Below are 15,607 nucleotides of genomic sequence, written 5' to 3' on the forward strand. Positions count from 1 at the left end.
GCCGCATGAGAATTCTTGTACTCGGCGGGACCTGGTTCCTGGGGCGGGCGGTCGCACAAACGGCGCTCGATCGTGGGTGGGAGGTGACGGTCTTCAACCGCGGCCGGTCCGGGACCGTGCCAGAAGGCGCCCGGACGGTCCGCGGGGACCGCACCCTCGCCGCCGACCTCACGCGGCTGGCCAGTGAAGGCCCGTGGGACGCCGTGGTGGACACGTCCGCATCCGAGATGGCGCCACGGGATGTCCTGGCCGGCGCCCGCGCGCTAGAGCCGGTCGCCAACCGGTACATGTACGTCTCCACCGTGAACGCCTACCGCGGCTGGCCGAACGATCCGCTCACCGAAGACTCCGAAGTCCTGGACGGGCCGCCGGATGCCGATGCCGACTACGGCCGTCTCCCTGACGACTGGGACGGCCCGGACTGGTACTACGGCAGGCAGAAGGCGGGGGCGGAGCGGGCCACCACCGCGGCGTTCGGCGACGACCGGACGGTGATCCTGCGGCCTGGCGTCATTCTCGGCCCCGGCGAGTACGTCGGGCGACTGCCGTGGTGGCTGCGCCGAGCCGCCCGCGGCGGCCGGATGCTGGCCCCCGGGGCACCGGACAAGCCCATCCAGCCGATCGACGTGCGCGACGTCGCCGCGTTCGCCCTCGACCAGGCCGCCGCCGATCGGGGCGGCGCCTACAACTGCGTCGCGCCGATCGGCCGGGAGACGATGAGTGACCTCCTCACAGCCTGCGTGCTCGCCACCGGAGGCGAAGCCCAACTAGCCTGGGCACCCGACAAACTGCTCCTGGACCACGGCGTGCAGCAGTGGACAGAGCTGCCCCTTTGGCGCACGCACGCCGGTGTATGGAGGATCGATTCGACGCGAGCGCAGGCCGCGGGGCTGGTGTGCCGACCGCTATCGGAGACGGTGACGGACACCTGGGCGTGGCTCCGTGACGGCGGGACGCCGGTAGAACACCCGCGTTGGGCCGAGCACGGAATCACGACGGAGAAGGAGGCTGCGCTCCTGGCCGCGCTCGGCCGGTAGGGTCAGGCTTCGATCGCGAGGGGGTTCGCGGCGCCGAGCCGGCGGGCTGGGGAGAGGGCGCTGAAGTCCTCGATCTGCTCCGCCAGCGAGAGCGCCGCGGGTGCCCCGCGGAACTCCGGGCGCGTCAGCTCGATGCGAGCCGCCGTCAGTCGCTCCATCATGCCGGAGCCGCGCCAGTTCGGCGGCACCTGAAAGACCGGCGCCAGAGCCTCTTGGGCCCCCTCCACCTCGCTGCGGAGCAGCCGCGCGCGAGCCAGGTCGACGGCCGCCGGTCCGGCCACCACGATCGGCTGTTCGTCCGCCGGCTGCGTGCGCAGCAGCGTGAGAGCCCGTGTCGCGTACTCTTCGGCTCCCTCGGCGTCGCGCAGCAACAGGCACGTGGTCGCGTTACTCATGGCCGTCCGGGCGCCGTCGAACCCGAACTCGCCGCCGATGTCGTCGTGCAGCTCGTCACGGCGACCACTGCTCTGCTCCAGTGCTTCACGGATGGCGCGCTCGGCCTGGTCGACGTTGCGCAGATGTCCGTGCGCGCGGGCCTCGATGGCGTACAGGCGGCGGCGAGCGGTGTCCCCCAGGCCGCCGAACTGATGGGCGACTTTGGCGTGCCGGACGGCTTCGTTGGGGCGTCCGTCCCAGAACGCCATGAAGGCCAGCATGCCGTAGGCGTAGGCCTGTACCGGCCCGTGCCCGATGGTCTTGCCGTACTGCGCGGAGGATCGGGCGAAGGAGATCGCCGGCGCCAGGGCCCCCAGGTCGAACGACACGGCTGCGAGTAGCGCGCTGGCCTGAGCAGCCGCGTAGTAGAGGCGGGTGTGCTGCTCGGGGGACCGGGTGCGTTCGAGCAGCACCTGCGATCGGTTCAGCAGCTCGTTCGCGCCCTGAAAGACCTCGGCCGGAGCTGTACGGCCGTACTTGCGCGACAGCGCGATCAGCTCGTCGTGGAGCTGGTCGAGAGTCATCTCGTCCAGGTGGAGCGAGGCAGCTTCACTCGCGTGTGAGGCGGCGTCCCGAGCGGTCATCAGAAGATCACTTTCATCAAGCACGGGCGGGGATGGGGCCCGAGTGGAACAGTCCGGCTCAAGCTCTCGGATGTCGGATGCCGAGCGGAGCAAGTCCCCCACAGGGTGCTGGAACATACGCTCCAGAACCCGAGCGGTGGGGGCATGAGGCGTCGTCTTGATCTCCCCGACCTTCAGCATGCGCTCCCACTGGCGCGCTGCCGGAGCCGGAGGAACGACGTGTCCCTCTGTCCGTAACTGCCCAGCGACACGCGTGTATTCGTTGCTGAAGGCCTGATGGGAGCGGATACCCCGTCTGGTGGCCAGCAGGAACAGCACCGTACGCCGACCCTCGTCCATGTCCCCGTCCCCTCCACGGAATCGGTTCCCCTCCATGGGATACCGCAGTGGCCTCCCTTTGGAACTGCCGCTTGCCAGAAGGCAAGAAGAAGTCACAGCCGCGTCATCGTGCCACTCGAAAGGGCACTCAGAAGGCATATCGACGGCATAGTCACAACCTCCCTCGCCGCACAACGCTATGTACTCGGGTCGCGACGAGGAGGAGTCAATGGGTACGGCTACAGCGCCGAGCACGGCCCTTTCGGCGAGGGAGGCGTTAGTCGGCGACGGCGACGGCGACCGCCTGCGGCCCGGGAGCCTGAATCTGCAGCGGCTTCTCCAGTGCGTCAGGACGTTCGGCATCGTGCTGACTGACCGGCTCGCGCCCGCGGAACGAACTCCAGCGTGCAGGCGCGTGTCCGCCGTCCGGGCCGTCCTGCACTCCCCCCAGAGGACGTGATGACGACGACTGCCGTACAGACGCCTCGCACGGTTCCCCACCGTGAGAGCAACGTGATGGACGAGCGCTTCAAGGTCGTCCCTCCCCTCGGTGAAGCCCCGCCTCGTGCGGAGGATGCCAACCGAGTAGGGGTGATGCGCCGGATCGCTGCCGCACGTCTGAGACACCGCGGCCTCGAAGAGCTGATCGACGACACGATGCTGATCGTCTCGGAACTGATCACCAACGCGCTGTTGCACAGCGGCACCACGGAGATCCGGCTGAGCCTCGCCGTCGAGGGCGGGTTCCTCCGTATCGCTGTCTGCGACGGCAGGCCGAGCAGATGCGAGCTCAAAATCGCGGACGACAACGCCGAATCCGGGCGGGGTCTGATCCTCGTCGAGGCCCTGGCTCAGCAGCACGGTGGAAGCTGGGGAACCAGCGACGCCGGCGCGCAAACCTGGTGCTGCCTCGCTGTGCCCGAGGAGCGACCGTGACGGCCCCTACTGCACTCCACTGGCCACTCCCGGTGGAACCAGCTACTCCCCCGCCCCTGGACCGTGCAGCTCTCGAAGACGTCAAGAACAAGCTCGCGAAGTGGAAGCCGTACGACGGCGACGCCCTCCTCGAAGACGTGAGCGCTGTGGTGGACGACGTCATGCCGCCCGAGGAGCGTCTCGAAGAACTCGCTGAAAGGCTCCGCGGCCACTCAATGAGGCTCGTCCACATCGCCGTCGCCACCCAGGCCGAGCACGGCAACACGAAGGCCGCAGACCTGATCAAACGTGCGCGGGCGATGCGTAGTCGGGAGATGCCCGGCGACTACCGGAAAGCCGTTGGGCACGTCCGGCTGATGGCCTGGTCCGTCAACGAGTTGCACGAGCATCTGGGCGTGATCGGGTGCATCAAGGAGGAGGCGTGACTGTGCCACCGCTCCCGATCCGGCCGTGTGACGAACGGGCGACCGAGTCACCGATTGTCCGCAGTCTCTCGGCGCAACTTCCTGGCGACCTTTCTGCCGTTCGCGCGGGCCGTATGTGGATGCGGACCGCGATCACCGCGCTGCAATGGCACGGCGATGTCCTGCGAGCTGTAGAAGTCGTCAGTCGGCTCCTGGACAACGGCGTGCGGCACGGTATGCCCGACGAGGTGCCCCCGCACCGGCGGCGGATCGATCTGCGCACGGCTGTCAACGAGGCCGGTGACCTCCTCATCGACGTGTCCGACCTCAACCCGTCCTTCCCTGACTTCGAGGAAGCAGCACGAGGGGAAAAGGGGCGTGGCCTGTGGCACGTCGCCCGCCTGGGTGCCCAGGTCAGCCGGTACTTGCCACACGAATCGGTCAGCAAGACCGTACGGGCCGTGCTCCCCCCTGGACCGGTGGACGCGTGACTCAACAACAGTTCTACTGGCGTGGCATTCACGTGCCGTACGTCACGGCGTGGGATGCGGAAGCCGTTCGCCAGCCGAAAGTCGTCCGCAGAATCGGGCGTGGTGGCGAGGGCATCGGATTCGAGGACGAGAACCCGGTGACTGACCGTCGCCACGAGGCGCTGTGGGTGCGCTCCGCCCTCGCCCAGGGCTGCGGCACCCCGAACTTCCGCGGGGTCAACTCGCCCCGGCAGAAGCGGGCGATGCGGTACAGCCTGTGCCAGATATGCGGCCTGACGGTCCTCGGCCCAGGCGCCGACGAACCCACCCTTCACCTGCTGGGGGGCGACACCCCGATCCTCGAAGGGGAAACCACGGCCGCGCCCCCTCTGCATGCGCCCTGCGCGGTCGAGGCGATCGAGAACTGCCCGCCCCTTGGGCGGGGGTGGGCCGCCGCGCTCGTGGACTACAGCCCGCTGTGGGGCGTGGCCGGCGAGGTCTACGACAGGGAAACCCTGAAGCCGCTCCCGATCCCCGAAGGACGGCCAGGCGACCTCACGTACGTATCCGTCAACGACGAGAAGATCCGGTGGACGCTGGCCAGCTTCACCGCGGTCAGCCTCCACGGCGTCACTCCGGTGTCCATGAATGAGCTGCGGGTGATGGCGGCGGAAGACGCTCGTCGTGCAGCGACCGGTGCCACGGCAGCGCGCCTATGACGCCGCCCGAGCCCAGGGCCGCGGCACCCCTGAGCCCCCCGGCCGGGGGACCCGGCCACTCAATCCAGACTGTGAGGACAGGCATGCACGGGGACACCGACTTTACGAATCCACCCCGCCGTCGTACGGGGGCGCTCGCCGTCATCCGGGACGAGACCGGGGCGGTGCTCATGATGCAGAAGGGCTACAAGAACGGAACCTTTGGGCTGCCCGGCGGCTGCGCGCATGGAGACGAGGCGCCGCACCTGGCGTGCGGGCGCGAGGTGAGTGAGGAAACGGGCCTGGTCTTCACACCGGGGCGGCTTCTCGTGGTGGATTACGTTCCCCGCAACGAGGAGACCAGCGTGACGGAGGGGCTGAACCTCGTTTTCGACGGCGGCACCGTGCCGAGCAACGCAGTGATCGTTCTGCCCGAGCCGCCGCCGGGCGAGGAGCCAGAGCTGATCGGGTACGAGTTCGTCCCGCTGGACCAGCTGAGCGAGCTTGCCGGGGGGCACACCGAGCGACGTGTCCGGGCTGCCGTCGCGGCGCTCGAAGACCCCTCCCGGCACCCCGCATTCCTCGTGGAAGGTCGGCCGGTCCCCGTCGGCGCTGTATGAGTCTCCGCCCCTGACGGCACCCCCAGCCACGTAGACGGCCGCCTGGCGGTCCGGTTGCTCTTCTCAGCCCGGATCGTCAGGCGGCGCAAAGCCCTCGGCGCAGGCGCAAGTGCCGAGCACCCGAAGAACACAAAAGGAGAAGGACATGCCCCAGGCCTCCCCCACACTGGTGGAGCGGCACACCGACCTGATGAGCCGACTGACGGCGGTAATTCAGGAGCACGGCGTCGACGGAGACTTCAAGCTCCTCTACGCGCCGCAGGGGCTCCCCCTCGAAGAGGGCGAAATGCTCGTTCAGAAGGTCGACCCCGAGCGGCGCGTCATAGAGCTGCACCCGACGCCCCTGCGCGAAGTCACCCTCAGCGACGTACTGCACGACACTCAGACCGTTTGCCTCTCGGACGAGTCATTCACCACCTACGCCGAGCAGCCCAGTGCCAGCGACTGCGTTACCGGCTATCACGAGGGCAGGCCCTTCCACCTCTACGTGATGTAGGGGAACCAGATCATGGAAACAAGCACTGAACATCCAATTGCCTTCGCCTTCCTGGCCCGCCTCGGCTCCGCGGCGTTGCCCCGGATCGGATCATCAGGGGACGGACATCTGGCCCATGTACAGCGTGCGTTCGAGCCCTCGTGGGTCGAAGGCCTTCCGCTGCCAGTGGGCGAGGAGAAAGACGTAGAGCAGACGGTCGCCCTGATCAATGGCCAGGACTTCGAGCGCGAGACCGACACGCGTGCGGCGGCCCGAGCCTATGAGAAGCGCCCTAGGACGCGCGTCTACGAGAGTCTGGGCGTCCGCAGCAACGGCTGGTTCAGCCTGGCCGAGGTGCAGCTGGCTGGCCTGCTGCGTCGGCACGTGATCTGTACGGCGTACGAGTCCCGTACCGGTGACAGCAACCTCGGCGCGCACGAAGATGCGTGGCTCGGTGTGATCGTGCAGATGCGAGGCGCCAAGCGGTGGCGGCTGTGGCCAGACCGGAGCAGGTCTCCCGACGAGATCGTCATGCGGGCCGGCGACGTGCTGATCCTGCCCAAGCACGTCCAGCACGAGGTGGAGACACCCGCCGCGCCGGGGCACTCGCTGCACCTGCTCTTCGCCGTCACTGATCAGCCCATTGCGACGTGGCAGGACCGGCACCGCGCGGGTAACGCTGCGCAACCCCTCAGCTAGCCCCCCACCCCGTCTCCTGTGACTCCCCCGGCAAGGCAGGAGACGGGCCCCGTCCTCCGGTTGGCCCGCTGTCGCCCGACGTGAGCCAACCGGAGGGCACTCACAGCTCCGTTCGGCGCCAATCGAGAGAAACGAGATCATGAAGCAACCAGCTTCGCCGGCCTTAGCACCCGCGGTCGACGAGCCATCCCATCTGGTTCAACTGCTCATACCAGCAGGCGGGCTGTTGGCCCTCGCGTCCTGCATGTCCGTGGCCCAGGCCGTGACGACCGTGAACGCCTCGAACGCCGCGGAACGGTTCGCCGACGCCGTCCGATTCGGCGCCGTGCTCGTCGTCGCGGTCTGGATGGCCTGGGTTCTCGCAGGCCGCATGCCTCATATCCTGCCCCGGCAGCGCCTGGTGTACCGCCTGCTCGTGGCTCTGGGCGGCACAGCCTTCGTCTACACAACAACCCCGTCGTCCAGCGTGCTCGCCATGAATCTCGGAACGGCCGTGTACGGCTGCACACTGGCGTGGCTGGCTATCGAGGTATGCCGGAAACACGGCTGCCCGACCCGGCCCGGCTTCCGCGTGGCGAACGTCGAGCAGCGGGCCCAGACGTGGAGGGTCACGTCGTGGGCGTTCCTGATCTGCCTCGCGGGCGCCGTCCTGGGCAGCTCGATCGAGCAGGCGCTCCGCTACGTCGGTCTTGAAGGCGCATGGGCCGTGGGCCTTGACCAGCGCGCCGCGCTCAACGCCGACGATCCCGCAGCCGTCGCCCTGAAGTTCGTCGCGACGGTGGCCATCGAGGAGATCGTGATCGTGGCCGCCACCGCCACGCTTCTGGCTGCCGCGCGGCGACCCGCCTGGCAGATCTACAGCAGCATCTGCCTGATCGAGGCACTGCTGCACGCATACATGGGGCTGGCCGCCGTCGCCATGGCCGCCTTCGCCGCAGGCCACGTCTGGCTGTACCGGCGGTACGGGACCTTCCTGCCGCTCGTGATCGGACATGCCACGTACAACCTCGGCTACGTGCTGCCCAAGTGGTTTGCGCCAGCCCCGTACGCCACCGTGGCCAGCTTGTTCCTCGTCCTGGCGACCGTCGCGGGCGTCGCACAGCGATCACCCGCGCGCACCCGCACCACCTGACGAAAAGGAGACGCACATGACGAATCTCGGAATGCCCGGAGTACCGGCCCAGCGACGCCGTGACCTCGGAAGCGGCATCGGGTTCGCGTTCAACGGGCACCACTTCGACACCGGTGAGGACTTCGAACTCGATGCGGCCGTGACCGCATCCACGGTCCCCTTGTCGGTGATCCTCCAGGTCACCAAACGCTGTGACTTCGACTGCTCGTTCTGCTCCGAAACCCTGCAGCTGCCCGACCCCTCGCTGGACCAGCTCGACCAGATGCGCCGGAACCTCGCCGGCGTGCACCGGGTCTTCCTCTCCGGTGGTGAGCCTCTGATGCGTAAAGACTTCGCCGAGATCGTGGACATGTACCACAGAGACCACATCCTCGCCGTGCCCACGAACGCCACACACGGCCTGGACCACGCCCGCAACATCGCCGGGAAGATCGCCTTCGCCAACATCGGCCTGGAAGGTCCACGGGCGACGACGAACCGCGTACGCGGCGACTACGACAAGCAGATGGCCGGCGTTCGGGCACTCATGGCCGAGGGCATCCCCTTGGCGCTGTCCGCCGTCGTGTACCGCTCGACGCTGTCTGTGCTGCCGTTCACGGTCCAGATCGCCGACGTCCTCAACGCGGGCAAAGTGAAGTTCATCCTGCCCCTGCGCAAGGGCAACGCGCTGAAGCTGCCCGAGCACGAGTTCATCTCCCACGACGAAGCGGAGACGGAGTTCGCGCAACTGAAGCGGCTGCGCTCTGAGCACATGTGGTCGCCGGCCCTGCGCCTGACCACGTGGACCCCCGAAAACGAGGGCCACATGATCGTGATCGAGCCCAACGGGATCGCTCGGGCCTGGCCCGTGTACGACGCGAAAGACCTCTGGGAGCCGCTGGGCAACGTCCTGGAGGAGCCGATCACCGAGATCTGGAAGCGGTACCGCTTCAAGAAGAACCACCTCCAGAAGTACCTGGGGCTCTCCATCCACACGGTCCCCCAGGGCGTGCCGACTGCCCAGGGCGCGTGAGATGCGGCAACTGACGAACCTGGGATGGCCTCAGACACCGTTCGGGTCGACAACGAACCCCGTGCAGAAGCAAGGCCAGTGGCTCGCCGCACTGTCCGTACTGTGGGGCGACTCGACGGAGCCCGTGATCATGGGGGCCGCGGTGGTCGTCATGCGGGTCCACCGCACCAAGACCATGCCGGTCTCCGCTCCGCTCATCCACTTCGGCTACCGCACCTTGGTACCCAGCGCCGAGGGCGAGAACGAGGCGATCCTCACCGAGATCGACACCACCCTGATACAGGCGCGGCGCGAAGCCTCCGTCATCTCCTGGCACAACGGCGCGGACGATCTCCACGTCCTGAACCAGATGCCCCGACCCAACGGCGCAGCGCGCCTGCCCGGCATCGAGGCCGTGACCGCAGCGTGGCGCGACCGCACCGTACGGGAGAAGGGCGTGGCGCTCTGCGTTGATACCGGCTACGACCTCGGGCCCTTCGGTCTGATCTCCACAACCGCTCAGGACCACGGCCTGGTGCCAGTGCCCGAATTCCTGGGCTGCCAGCAGCAGGACGACGCGCAGAAGGCCTGCGACAAGCTGGTGTTCGGCGCGATGCCCGAGACCGTCACCGAGTTCATGGCCGGCAGCGCGCTGTCGTCGGCGCTCACCACCGCGCTCCTCGGCGGCAAGGTGACCGATCGCCTGCACTGGGACGGAGAGCTGCACATCCGAGACGCCATGGAAGCCGTCGCCTGGGACGTGCTGCCCAACCTCTTCGGCAGCGTACGGACCTGACGACGCAGTAGCGTCCAGCGGGGCCGCCGCACCCGGCGCGCGGCCCCGCTCAACCGGCAGGGAACAATGATCACCACCAGCAGTCTCGTACGCCCCATGCAGCCACCCCGGCGCCGCTCAGGGCAGGTCCGCATCGCCTCCATCGACGCGGAGTGGACCAAGAACTACCGGATCAAGAACGGCAACAAGCCGTTCTGCTTCAGCATCACCTGGCTCGACCTTCCCTCAGACACCCCGGCCGACGTCACCACGGTGCCGTTCGAGTACACCGCCGTGTACGTCGACGACCCCGGGGAGATGGACGCCCTCGTGACGCTGGCCGCGCAGACGGTGGAGACCGCCGCCGAGAGCGCCGACTTCATCACCGGGCATCAGTTCTGCTCGGACCTCGCCGTCCTCGCGGCCAACGCCCCCGACGGAGCCCTCCCCGCGCTCACTTACGCGCGTGCCCAGTGGATGCAGCGCCGCCAGGACAGCGACGAGGACACCGCCCGCTACCTGGACACGCGCTACGACGCCGGCCACATCCTCACCGGCACATCCCGCCGGCTGGTCGACGTGTGCACCGAACTCGGGCTCGATGTGACACAGCCCGAACTGCGCAGCGCCTCCATGCCCGCGCTCCACCGCCGCTGGACCGAGGACGGCGACGCCGAAGGACGCGAACGCGTCAGCGTCCTGAACCTGCGCCACTCCCTCTCCACGGCCTACGTCGCCGCCCGGACCGCCGGAGTCGGCCACTGGCCGGCGGACGGCTTCAACGTCAACCGAGCCCTCGCCGAGCACGCCCAAGGCGCCTGGTCCTGGCTCGAACACCCCACCTTCACCCGACTTCTGGAGGACCCGTGCCCATCCGAGAGTGCGCCGTTATCGCCGTCGAAGGCACCCAGGCAGCCGGCAAGACGACGCTCGTCCACGCGCTGACCGCCCACTACCGCGGCCAGTCCATCGGCGCGACGTGCACCGGCGAGCCCGCCCGCACCAGCCCCTTCATGGAGGCCATCGTCCTGCACGAGGAGGGGAACTTCGACCTGGTCGCCGAACTCGACCTCCTCGCCCAGCACCTCACCGTCCCCCTCCGCGCTGCCCGGCACCACCAGCTCCTGATCACGGACAAGACCCCCGCCAACGTCCTCGCCCTGGCCCGCCTGGTCCTCGACCCGTCCGAACCCGGCGTCGGCAGCGTCCTGGCCTCCGCAGAGTCCCTGTGCCGAGCCTGGATGCCGCTCGCGTACGACGCCGTGGTGTACTGCCGTGACAAGTACGACCAGAAGGCCGGCGGAGACCGCATGCGCGAGAAGGTGCTGAGCCTCCAGGACGAAGCCGACCGCGCCATCCTCGACGCGTGCAAGCGCACCGGCGTGCCGATCCTCGAAATGCCGCTCGGCCTCTCCATCGACGAGCGTGTCCAGTGGGTTGCCGCACAGGTTGACCAACGGGGGCTCATCACCATCTGACTGACCACTAGGGTCGGTCCCTTCAGTAGCACCACGGGAAGGGACCCCATGCCTTTGCGCACCATCACCGACGTCATGGTCATCCTGGAGAGGGGCGGGCGGATCCTGCTCGCGGAGCGGAAGGACACCGGGTACGCCGACGGCTTGCTCAACCTCCCCTCCGGCAAGGTCGACAGCGAGGAGGAGAACGTCCTCCAGGCCGCCGCCCGAGAAGTCCTGGAGGAAGTCGGTGTCACCGTCCCTCTGGCAGCGCTCCGAATCGTCCACGTCATGCAGTACCGGAACCCCGAGGGCGAAGTCCGTACCGGCTGGTTCCTCACCGCCACCCACTGGGAGGGCGAGCCGTACAACGCCGAAGAGGAGAAGTGCGCAGGCCTGTCCTGGCACCAGCCGGACAGGCTCCCCGACAACACCGTGCCGTACAACGCCCTCGGAATCAGTCACTGGATCAAGGACGAACCGTTCTCCGTACACGGCTGGAACGAGGACCGTAACGAGCGGGACGTGTAACAGAACAGAGCCGCTGACGTTGGGGCAGTAAAGGGGTTTGCGGTTACGTCAACCCCACTGCGCTCCGGAGGAACGGTGACGACCGCGACAGCTCCCCTTTCGCCCGAGACCGGCAGGTCGCACCTGCAGGAGTCTCTGTTCGTCTGGCTCGCCTCGGAGACCGCGCCCGTGACCGAGACCCAGACACTCGTAGAGTCCGACCCTGAAGGCCCCCCTGCCCCTCCTGCGGAGGACGAGAAGCCTGACCTCTCCCACGTGTGGGTGGTTGCCGCGGAGATCGTGGTCACCCCGCGGATCGCGAAGACGGCCGACTACCGCGGGAGCTTCAAGGCGGTCGGGGGCCAACGGATAGACGCGCTCGAGGTCTACTGCAAGGCCTGCCGCCGCCCGTACGACGAGGTCACCGGGCAGGACTGCTCCGCGAAGGTCGACAACCGGCACTTGATCGGCGGAGACCAGAGCACCCGTGCCAAGAGGAAGATCCCCACCCCTCCGAAGAACGCCCGTGTCGTCCCCGGTGGCCGCATCCAGCGCCGCGGCATCATCGCCTACACGTCCGGAGTCTCCCGCCCCCCTCGCTGACCACGCGACACTAACGCCGCCCGCTCTCCAAGGTGCGCGGCGTGACTACTCAGCGAACCTCCTGGGCGCTCGCGCGTGAAGCCGCCGGCCTGTTCCTCACCGCGTTCGGCCTGCTCGGCGTCCTCATGGCGTTGGGCGCACTCCACTGGGCGGCCGGACTCTCTGCCGCGACGGCCGGCCTCCTCGCCACAGGCATCCTCATCCGCCCGAAGGCAGACGCACCACGCTGGGCCCACGTCGCGCGCGCCGTAGCCTGCATCGCCGGATACGGCGGACTCACCGGCTGCGCGTTCGTCCTGTGCATCCCTCTGGGCTGGATCGGCGTGTCCTTCGCGGTCGCTCTCGTCGGCATGTGGCTCGCCACCCGTGAGCCTGGGCACGAGGGGGCTGCCTGATGCCTCGACAGTTCTTCCCCGCCCTCCGGGGCCTCCTCGCCCCGCGCACCGCCGCGCCTCCACCGCCTGCAGAGACAAAGGATCTCCTCGCGGGCAACGCCTACGTGTCGATGACGTACGCCGGCGTCACCAACGTGTGGGGCACCCCCGGCCGCGCGGACGGCTGGGACATGGAACGCGTCATCGTCGAGGGCTACGAGCGATCGATCTGGACCTTCAAGTCCATCGAGGCCATCAGCAAGCACGCCAGCACACTCCCCATCCAGATCGGCCGCGGAGGCGACGAACGCCGCTTCGAGGAGACCCTCGACGAGCACCCCCTGCTGAAGCTGCTCAACAAGAAGGCCAACCCGCTGGAGACCGGCGACGTCTTCAAGAAGCGGCTGAGCGCGCAACTCCTTCTGTCCAAGAAGGGCGTGTTCATCGAGAAGACCTACAGCCGCGGCGGCACTCTCGTACGCCTCGATCTGCTCCCACCGGACCGCGTCCAGATCATCCCGGACGACCAGAACGCCGACTACGTCAAACACTTCGAGTTCACGAACTACGCCGGTCAAGTCCGGGAGCTGATGCCGAAGCACGTCATCTGGATTCGCGACCCGCACCCGCTCGACCCCTTCTGTGGCGTCACTCCGCTCGAGGCCGCGGGCCTGTCCATCGACCTCGACGTCAAGGCCCGCACGTACAACATCAGCTTCATCGACAACGACGGCCGCCCCGGCGGCATCGTCGGTATCGACCTCGATGGCGTCGACCAGCGAGAAGTCGAGCGCATCCAGAAGCGCCTGGCCCCCGGCGCGCACAACGCCGGGCAGCTCACCCTCGTCGGCACCGGCCCCGGAGGCGTCACCTACGTCGACACCTCCGCCCGGCCACGAGAGATGGCCTACGAGACGCTGTCCAGCACCGCCAAGGGCGAGATTCTGGCTGCGTTCGGCGTCCCGGAGTCCATCGTTGGCAACGCCTCCGAGCGCACCTACGCCAACGCCGACCGCGAAGAGTGGACGTTCTGGGACCACACGGAGCTCCCCCACCTGAACCTGATCGCTTCCGGGTTCGACCCGGACTTGGATGACGAGTGGATCGTCCGGTTCGACACCTCCCGCGTCCAGGCGCTGGAGTTCCCCCGCCGCCAGGTCCGCGAGGAGGCCCGTAAGGAGTTCGAGGCGGGCCTCATCACCATCGACGAGTACCGGGAGATCGCCAACCGGAAGCCCTTCGGTGTCCCGCAGTCCCGTGCCCTGTGGATCAGCCCGCAGAAGGCCCCCGTGCCGGCCAACCCGCAGGACGCCGCAGCGCTCGGTCTCGGACCCGACCCGGCTGCCGGAGGCATGCCCGGTGCCCCCCTCTCCGGCGCCCCGCTCCCCGAGGGCAGCGCACCCGAAACCGCGGCCTCAGACGTGGCGGCCGCGCGCGCCCTGGACGCCGGCCCGAGCGCTGCGGACGATGTCGCAGCGGCCCGAGCACAACCCGCCGGCTCGACGGAGACGGCCACTGAAGCTGTTGCCGCAGCCCGAGCGGCGGTCACCACCCCTGGCCCAGGAGCCGCAGCCGCCGACGTGGCCCACGCTCGCGACACCCAAGCCGCGGCACTTCCCGGCGAGGCCGCCGAAGACGTCGCAACCGCCCGCGGCCAGCTCGAAGCCAAGGCCCTGCCCCAGGACGACGGATACGAAGTCACCGACGACGACTTCGACGCGCTCTCCATGGCCGTGGCCGCCGCCATCACCGCCCTTCTGGCACGTCAGGAAGGCGTCATACTCGCCCGGCTCCGCGCACCGAAACTCCGCAAGTACACGCGGTACTGGGAGCCCGAGAACGACAACGACACCCGGCACGTCGACGCCGACCTCGACCAAGGCCGCGTTGTCAGCGCCGCCCGCTGGGCCGAGGAGACCAGCCAGACCCTCGCTCCGATCCTGCAGAACGCCGCAGTCGCCACCGCCCGCAAGGTCGGGCAGGCCCTCACCGGCACGGACACAGTTCCCCCGTCCGCGGCCGCGGCCGCCATCATCACCGCGGCGTACGCGGGCGAAGCCATCACCGTCTTCCTCGCCGAACTCGCCGAAGTCCTCCGCGCCGCCCAGAACGACGCCAGAACCGTCGCGGACCTCGAAGCCGCTGTCATCGAGTTCTACACGTCCGCAGAGCCCGCTCTGATAGCCCGCGTCGCTGAGGCCTGCGCCGTGGCGACCATCAACGGCGCCGCAGACGCCGCGGCGGAGAACGCCGGCCCCGGCGTCGTCCGGACCTGGGTCAGCCGCAGGGACACCCGCGTACGGCCCGCACACAAGGCCCTGCACGGCAAGACGCTACCCGTCGGCACCCCGTACACCGTCGACGGCGCCAGCCTCCGCTACCCCGGCGACCCGTTCGCGCCGATCGCCCTCACGATCAACTGCCGATGCCGCCTCCACTACGACACGGACGAGGAGGTGAGCTGACCTGAACACCTACCCCGCCACCGTCGAGCGCCTGGTCGACGCCGACACCCTCGACCTCGACATAGATCTCGGCTTCGGCATCCGCGTCCGTCAGCGCGTCCGCCTCCGAGGCCTCAACACCCCGGAGAAGAACACCCCCGAAGGCAAGGCCGCCAACGCGTGGGTCACCGACTGGCTCGACCATCACGCCCCCGCCGAGCTGGTGGTCGAGACCCACCGCAAAGAGAAGTACGGCCGTTGGCTCGCCACCATCACAACCGCTGACGGCGCATGCCTGAACACCGACCTCCTCGACGCCGGCCACGCCGCCCCGTACGACGGCACTGGCCCCCGCCCCCTCCCCCAACCGAAGGAGTAATCCGTCATGTGGGCCACCGTATGGATCGCCTGGAGCCTCGCCTTCGCCGTCGCCGAGGGCATCGCCCTCGCCAACAAGCGCGACGACGACACCCTTTCCGAGAACGTCCGCCGCCTTTTCCGCACACGCAGCAGCAGAGTCGGCAGAGCCGTCTTCGCCGTCGGCTGGTTCGGATTCTCCGGGTGGTTCGCCCTCCACATCCTCACCGAGACCATGTAGGCGGCCGGGCGGAGCCCTTGCACAATTGTGCAAGAACGATCTTGATC

Annotated in this window: 20 protein-coding genes; 19 read left to right on the plus strand and 1 reads right to left on the minus strand. The window is 68.4% G+C overall.

All coding sequences use genetic code 11. The annotated features are described in order from the left end of the window. The first annotated feature begins 5 nt into the window (after positions 1 to 5). On the plus strand, positions 6 to 1,037 hold the full coding sequence (locus PUR53_RS36025; RefSeq protein WP_329911056.1) for an NAD-dependent epimerase/dehydratase family protein: 1,032 nt from the start codon (positions 6 to 8) through the stop codon (positions 1,035 to 1,037). Positions 1,038 to 1,039: 2 nt separating this feature from the next. Here the strand turns inward: PUR53_RS36025 and PUR53_RS36030 are convergent, their stop codons facing one another. Beyond that, positions 1,040 to 2,056, minus strand: coding sequence for a hypothetical protein (locus tag PUR53_RS36030; RefSeq protein ID WP_329911058.1), 1,017 nt, complete (start codon positions 2,054 to 2,056; stop codon positions 1,040 to 1,042). Between the two features lie 834 nt (positions 2,057 to 2,890). Here PUR53_RS36030 and PUR53_RS36035 point away from each other — a divergent pair. From PUR53_RS36035 to PUR53_RS36115, 18 genes are all read left to right on the plus strand, one after another. Further along, positions 2,891 to 3,310: an ATP-binding protein gene (locus PUR53_RS36035; RefSeq protein WP_329911059.1), complete on the plus strand. Its 420-nt coding sequence runs from the start codon at positions 2,891 to 2,893 to the stop codon at positions 3,308 to 3,310. Beyond that, complete coding sequence (locus PUR53_RS36040; protein WP_329911060.1) at positions 3,307 to 3,735, plus strand: DUF6415 family natural product biosynthesis protein; 429 nt, start codon at positions 3,307 to 3,309, stop codon at positions 3,733 to 3,735. The genes PUR53_RS36035 and PUR53_RS36040 overlap by 4 nt, the downstream gene beginning before the upstream one ends. Before the next feature lie 119 nt (positions 3,736 to 3,854). Further along, positions 3,855 to 4,205, plus strand: a complete 351-nt coding sequence (locus PUR53_RS36045; RefSeq protein WP_329911061.1) for an ATP-binding protein — start codon at positions 3,855 to 3,857, stop codon at positions 4,203 to 4,205. Between the two features lie 32 nt (positions 4,206 to 4,237). Further along, positions 4,238 to 4,903 (plus strand): hypothetical protein, encoded by a 666-nt coding sequence (locus PUR53_RS36050; RefSeq protein ID WP_329911062.1) that lies wholly within the window; start codon positions 4,238 to 4,240, stop codon positions 4,901 to 4,903. Positions 4,904 to 4,986: 83 nt separating this feature from the next. Then, positions 4,987 to 5,502: an NUDIX hydrolase gene (locus PUR53_RS36055; RefSeq protein WP_329911063.1), complete on the plus strand. Its 516-nt coding sequence runs from the start codon at positions 4,987 to 4,989 to the stop codon at positions 5,500 to 5,502. Between the two features lie 145 nt (positions 5,503 to 5,647). Then, positions 5,648 to 5,998 (plus strand): hypothetical protein, encoded by a 351-nt coding sequence (locus tag PUR53_RS36060; protein WP_329911065.1) that lies wholly within the window; start codon positions 5,648 to 5,650, stop codon positions 5,996 to 5,998. Between the two features lie 12 nt (positions 5,999 to 6,010). After that, positions 6,011 to 6,676, plus strand: coding sequence for a hypothetical protein (locus PUR53_RS36065; protein WP_329911066.1), 666 nt, complete (start codon positions 6,011 to 6,013; stop codon positions 6,674 to 6,676). Between the two features lie 139 nt (positions 6,677 to 6,815). Next, a complete protein-coding gene (locus PUR53_RS36070; protein ID WP_329911067.1) occupies positions 6,816 to 7,808 on the plus strand; it encodes a CPBP family glutamic-type intramembrane protease in 993 nt (330 codons plus the stop codon). 16 nt (positions 7,809 to 7,824) lie between these two features. Beyond that, on the plus strand, positions 7,825 to 8,820 hold the full coding sequence (locus PUR53_RS36075) for a radical SAM protein (protein ID WP_329911068.1): 996 nt from the start codon (positions 7,825 to 7,827) through the stop codon (positions 8,818 to 8,820). Between the two features lie 61 nt (positions 8,821 to 8,881). Next, positions 8,882 to 9,595, plus strand: a complete 714-nt coding sequence (locus tag PUR53_RS36080; protein ID WP_329911070.1) for a hypothetical protein — start codon at positions 8,882 to 8,884, stop codon at positions 9,593 to 9,595. 66 nt (positions 9,596 to 9,661) lie between these two features. Further along, on the plus strand, positions 9,662 to 10,519 hold the full coding sequence (locus tag PUR53_RS36085; RefSeq protein WP_329911071.1) for a hypothetical protein: 858 nt from the start codon (positions 9,662 to 9,664) through the stop codon (positions 10,517 to 10,519). Then, complete coding sequence (locus PUR53_RS36090; protein ID WP_329911073.1) at positions 10,441 to 11,052, plus strand: AAA family ATPase; 612 nt, start codon at positions 10,441 to 10,443, stop codon at positions 11,050 to 11,052. Before PUR53_RS36085 ends, PUR53_RS36090 begins: the two co-directional genes overlap by 79 nt. A 48-nt stretch (positions 11,053 to 11,100) precedes the next feature. Beyond that, on the plus strand, positions 11,101 to 11,562 hold the full coding sequence (locus PUR53_RS36095; RefSeq protein ID WP_329911075.1) for an NUDIX hydrolase: 462 nt from the start codon (positions 11,101 to 11,103) through the stop codon (positions 11,560 to 11,562). 75 nt (positions 11,563 to 11,637) lie between these two features. Continuing rightward, complete coding sequence (locus PUR53_RS36100; RefSeq protein WP_329911077.1) at positions 11,638 to 12,144, plus strand: hypothetical protein; 507 nt, start codon at positions 11,638 to 11,640, stop codon at positions 12,142 to 12,144. A 41-nt stretch (positions 12,145 to 12,185) separates the two neighbouring features. Then, complete coding sequence (locus PUR53_RS36105; RefSeq protein WP_329911078.1) at positions 12,186 to 12,539, plus strand: hypothetical protein; 354 nt, start codon at positions 12,186 to 12,188, stop codon at positions 12,537 to 12,539. After that, positions 12,539 to 14,983 (plus strand): phage portal protein, encoded by a 2,445-nt coding sequence (locus PUR53_RS36110; protein ID WP_329911079.1) that lies wholly within the window; start codon positions 12,539 to 12,541, stop codon positions 14,981 to 14,983. The genes PUR53_RS36105 and PUR53_RS36110 overlap by 1 nt, the downstream gene beginning before the upstream one ends. A 79-nt stretch (positions 14,984 to 15,062) precedes the next feature. After that, positions 15,063 to 15,341 (plus strand): thermonuclease family protein, encoded by a 279-nt coding sequence (locus PUR53_RS48405; RefSeq protein WP_443080404.1) that lies wholly within the window; start codon positions 15,063 to 15,065, stop codon positions 15,339 to 15,341. 6 nt (positions 15,342 to 15,347) lie between these two features. Beyond that, on the plus strand, positions 15,348 to 15,560 hold the full coding sequence (locus PUR53_RS36115; RefSeq protein WP_329911081.1) for a hypothetical protein: 213 nt from the start codon (positions 15,348 to 15,350) through the stop codon (positions 15,558 to 15,560). The last annotated feature ends 47 nt before the right edge of the window (positions 15,561 to 15,607 follow it).

It is taken from the genome of Streptomyces sp. SP18BB07 (assembly GCF_036322545.1).
In the GTDB taxonomy this organism is placed as follows: Bacteria; Actinomycetota; Actinomycetes; order Streptomycetales; family Streptomycetaceae; genus Streptomyces; species Streptomyces deccanensis.

Excerpts from the sequence above, each read along its gene's own strand:
- PUR53_RS36055 (WP_329911063.1), top strand. The coding sequence starts at position 4,987 with ATGCACGGGGACACCGACTTTACGAATCCACCCCGCCGTCGTACGGGG.
- PUR53_RS36045 (WP_329911061.1), top strand. The coding sequence starts at position 3,855 with ATGCGGACCGCGATCACCGCGCTGCAATGGCACGGCGATGTCCTGCGA.
- PUR53_RS36065 (WP_329911066.1), top strand. The coding sequence starts at position 6,011 with ATGGAAACAAGCACTGAACATCCAATTGCCTTCGCCTTCCTGGCCCGC.
- PUR53_RS36025 (WP_329911056.1), top strand. The coding sequence starts at position 6 with ATGAGAATTCTTGTACTCGGCGGGACCTGGTTCCTGGGGCGGGCGGTC.
- PUR53_RS36095 (WP_329911075.1), top strand. The coding sequence starts at position 11,101 with ATGCCTTTGCGCACCATCACCGACGTCATGGTCATCCTGGAGAGGGGC.
- PUR53_RS36035 (WP_329911059.1), top strand. The coding sequence starts at position 2,891 with ATGGACGAGCGCTTCAAGGTCGTCCCTCCCCTCGGTGAAGCCCCGCCT.
- PUR53_RS36075 (WP_329911068.1), top strand. The coding sequence starts at position 7,825 with ATGACGAATCTCGGAATGCCCGGAGTACCGGCCCAGCGACGCCGTGAC.
- PUR53_RS36115 (WP_329911081.1), top strand. The coding sequence starts at position 15,348 with ATGTGGGCCACCGTATGGATCGCCTGGAGCCTCGCCTTCGCCGTCGCC.
- PUR53_RS36110 (WP_329911079.1), top strand. The coding sequence starts at position 12,539 with ATGCCTCGACAGTTCTTCCCCGCCCTCCGGGGCCTCCTCGCCCCGCGC.
- PUR53_RS36030 (WP_329911058.1), bottom strand. The coding sequence starts at position 2,056 with ATGACCGCTCGGGACGCCGCCTCACACGCGAGTGAAGCTGCCTCGCTC.
- PUR53_RS36070 (WP_329911067.1), top strand. The coding sequence starts at position 6,816 with ATGAAGCAACCAGCTTCGCCGGCCTTAGCACCCGCGGTCGACGAGCCA.
- PUR53_RS36085 (WP_329911071.1), top strand. The coding sequence starts at position 9,662 with ATGATCACCACCAGCAGTCTCGTACGCCCCATGCAGCCACCCCGGCGC.
- PUR53_RS36060 (WP_329911065.1), top strand. The coding sequence starts at position 5,648 with ATGCCCCAGGCCTCCCCCACACTGGTGGAGCGGCACACCGACCTGATG.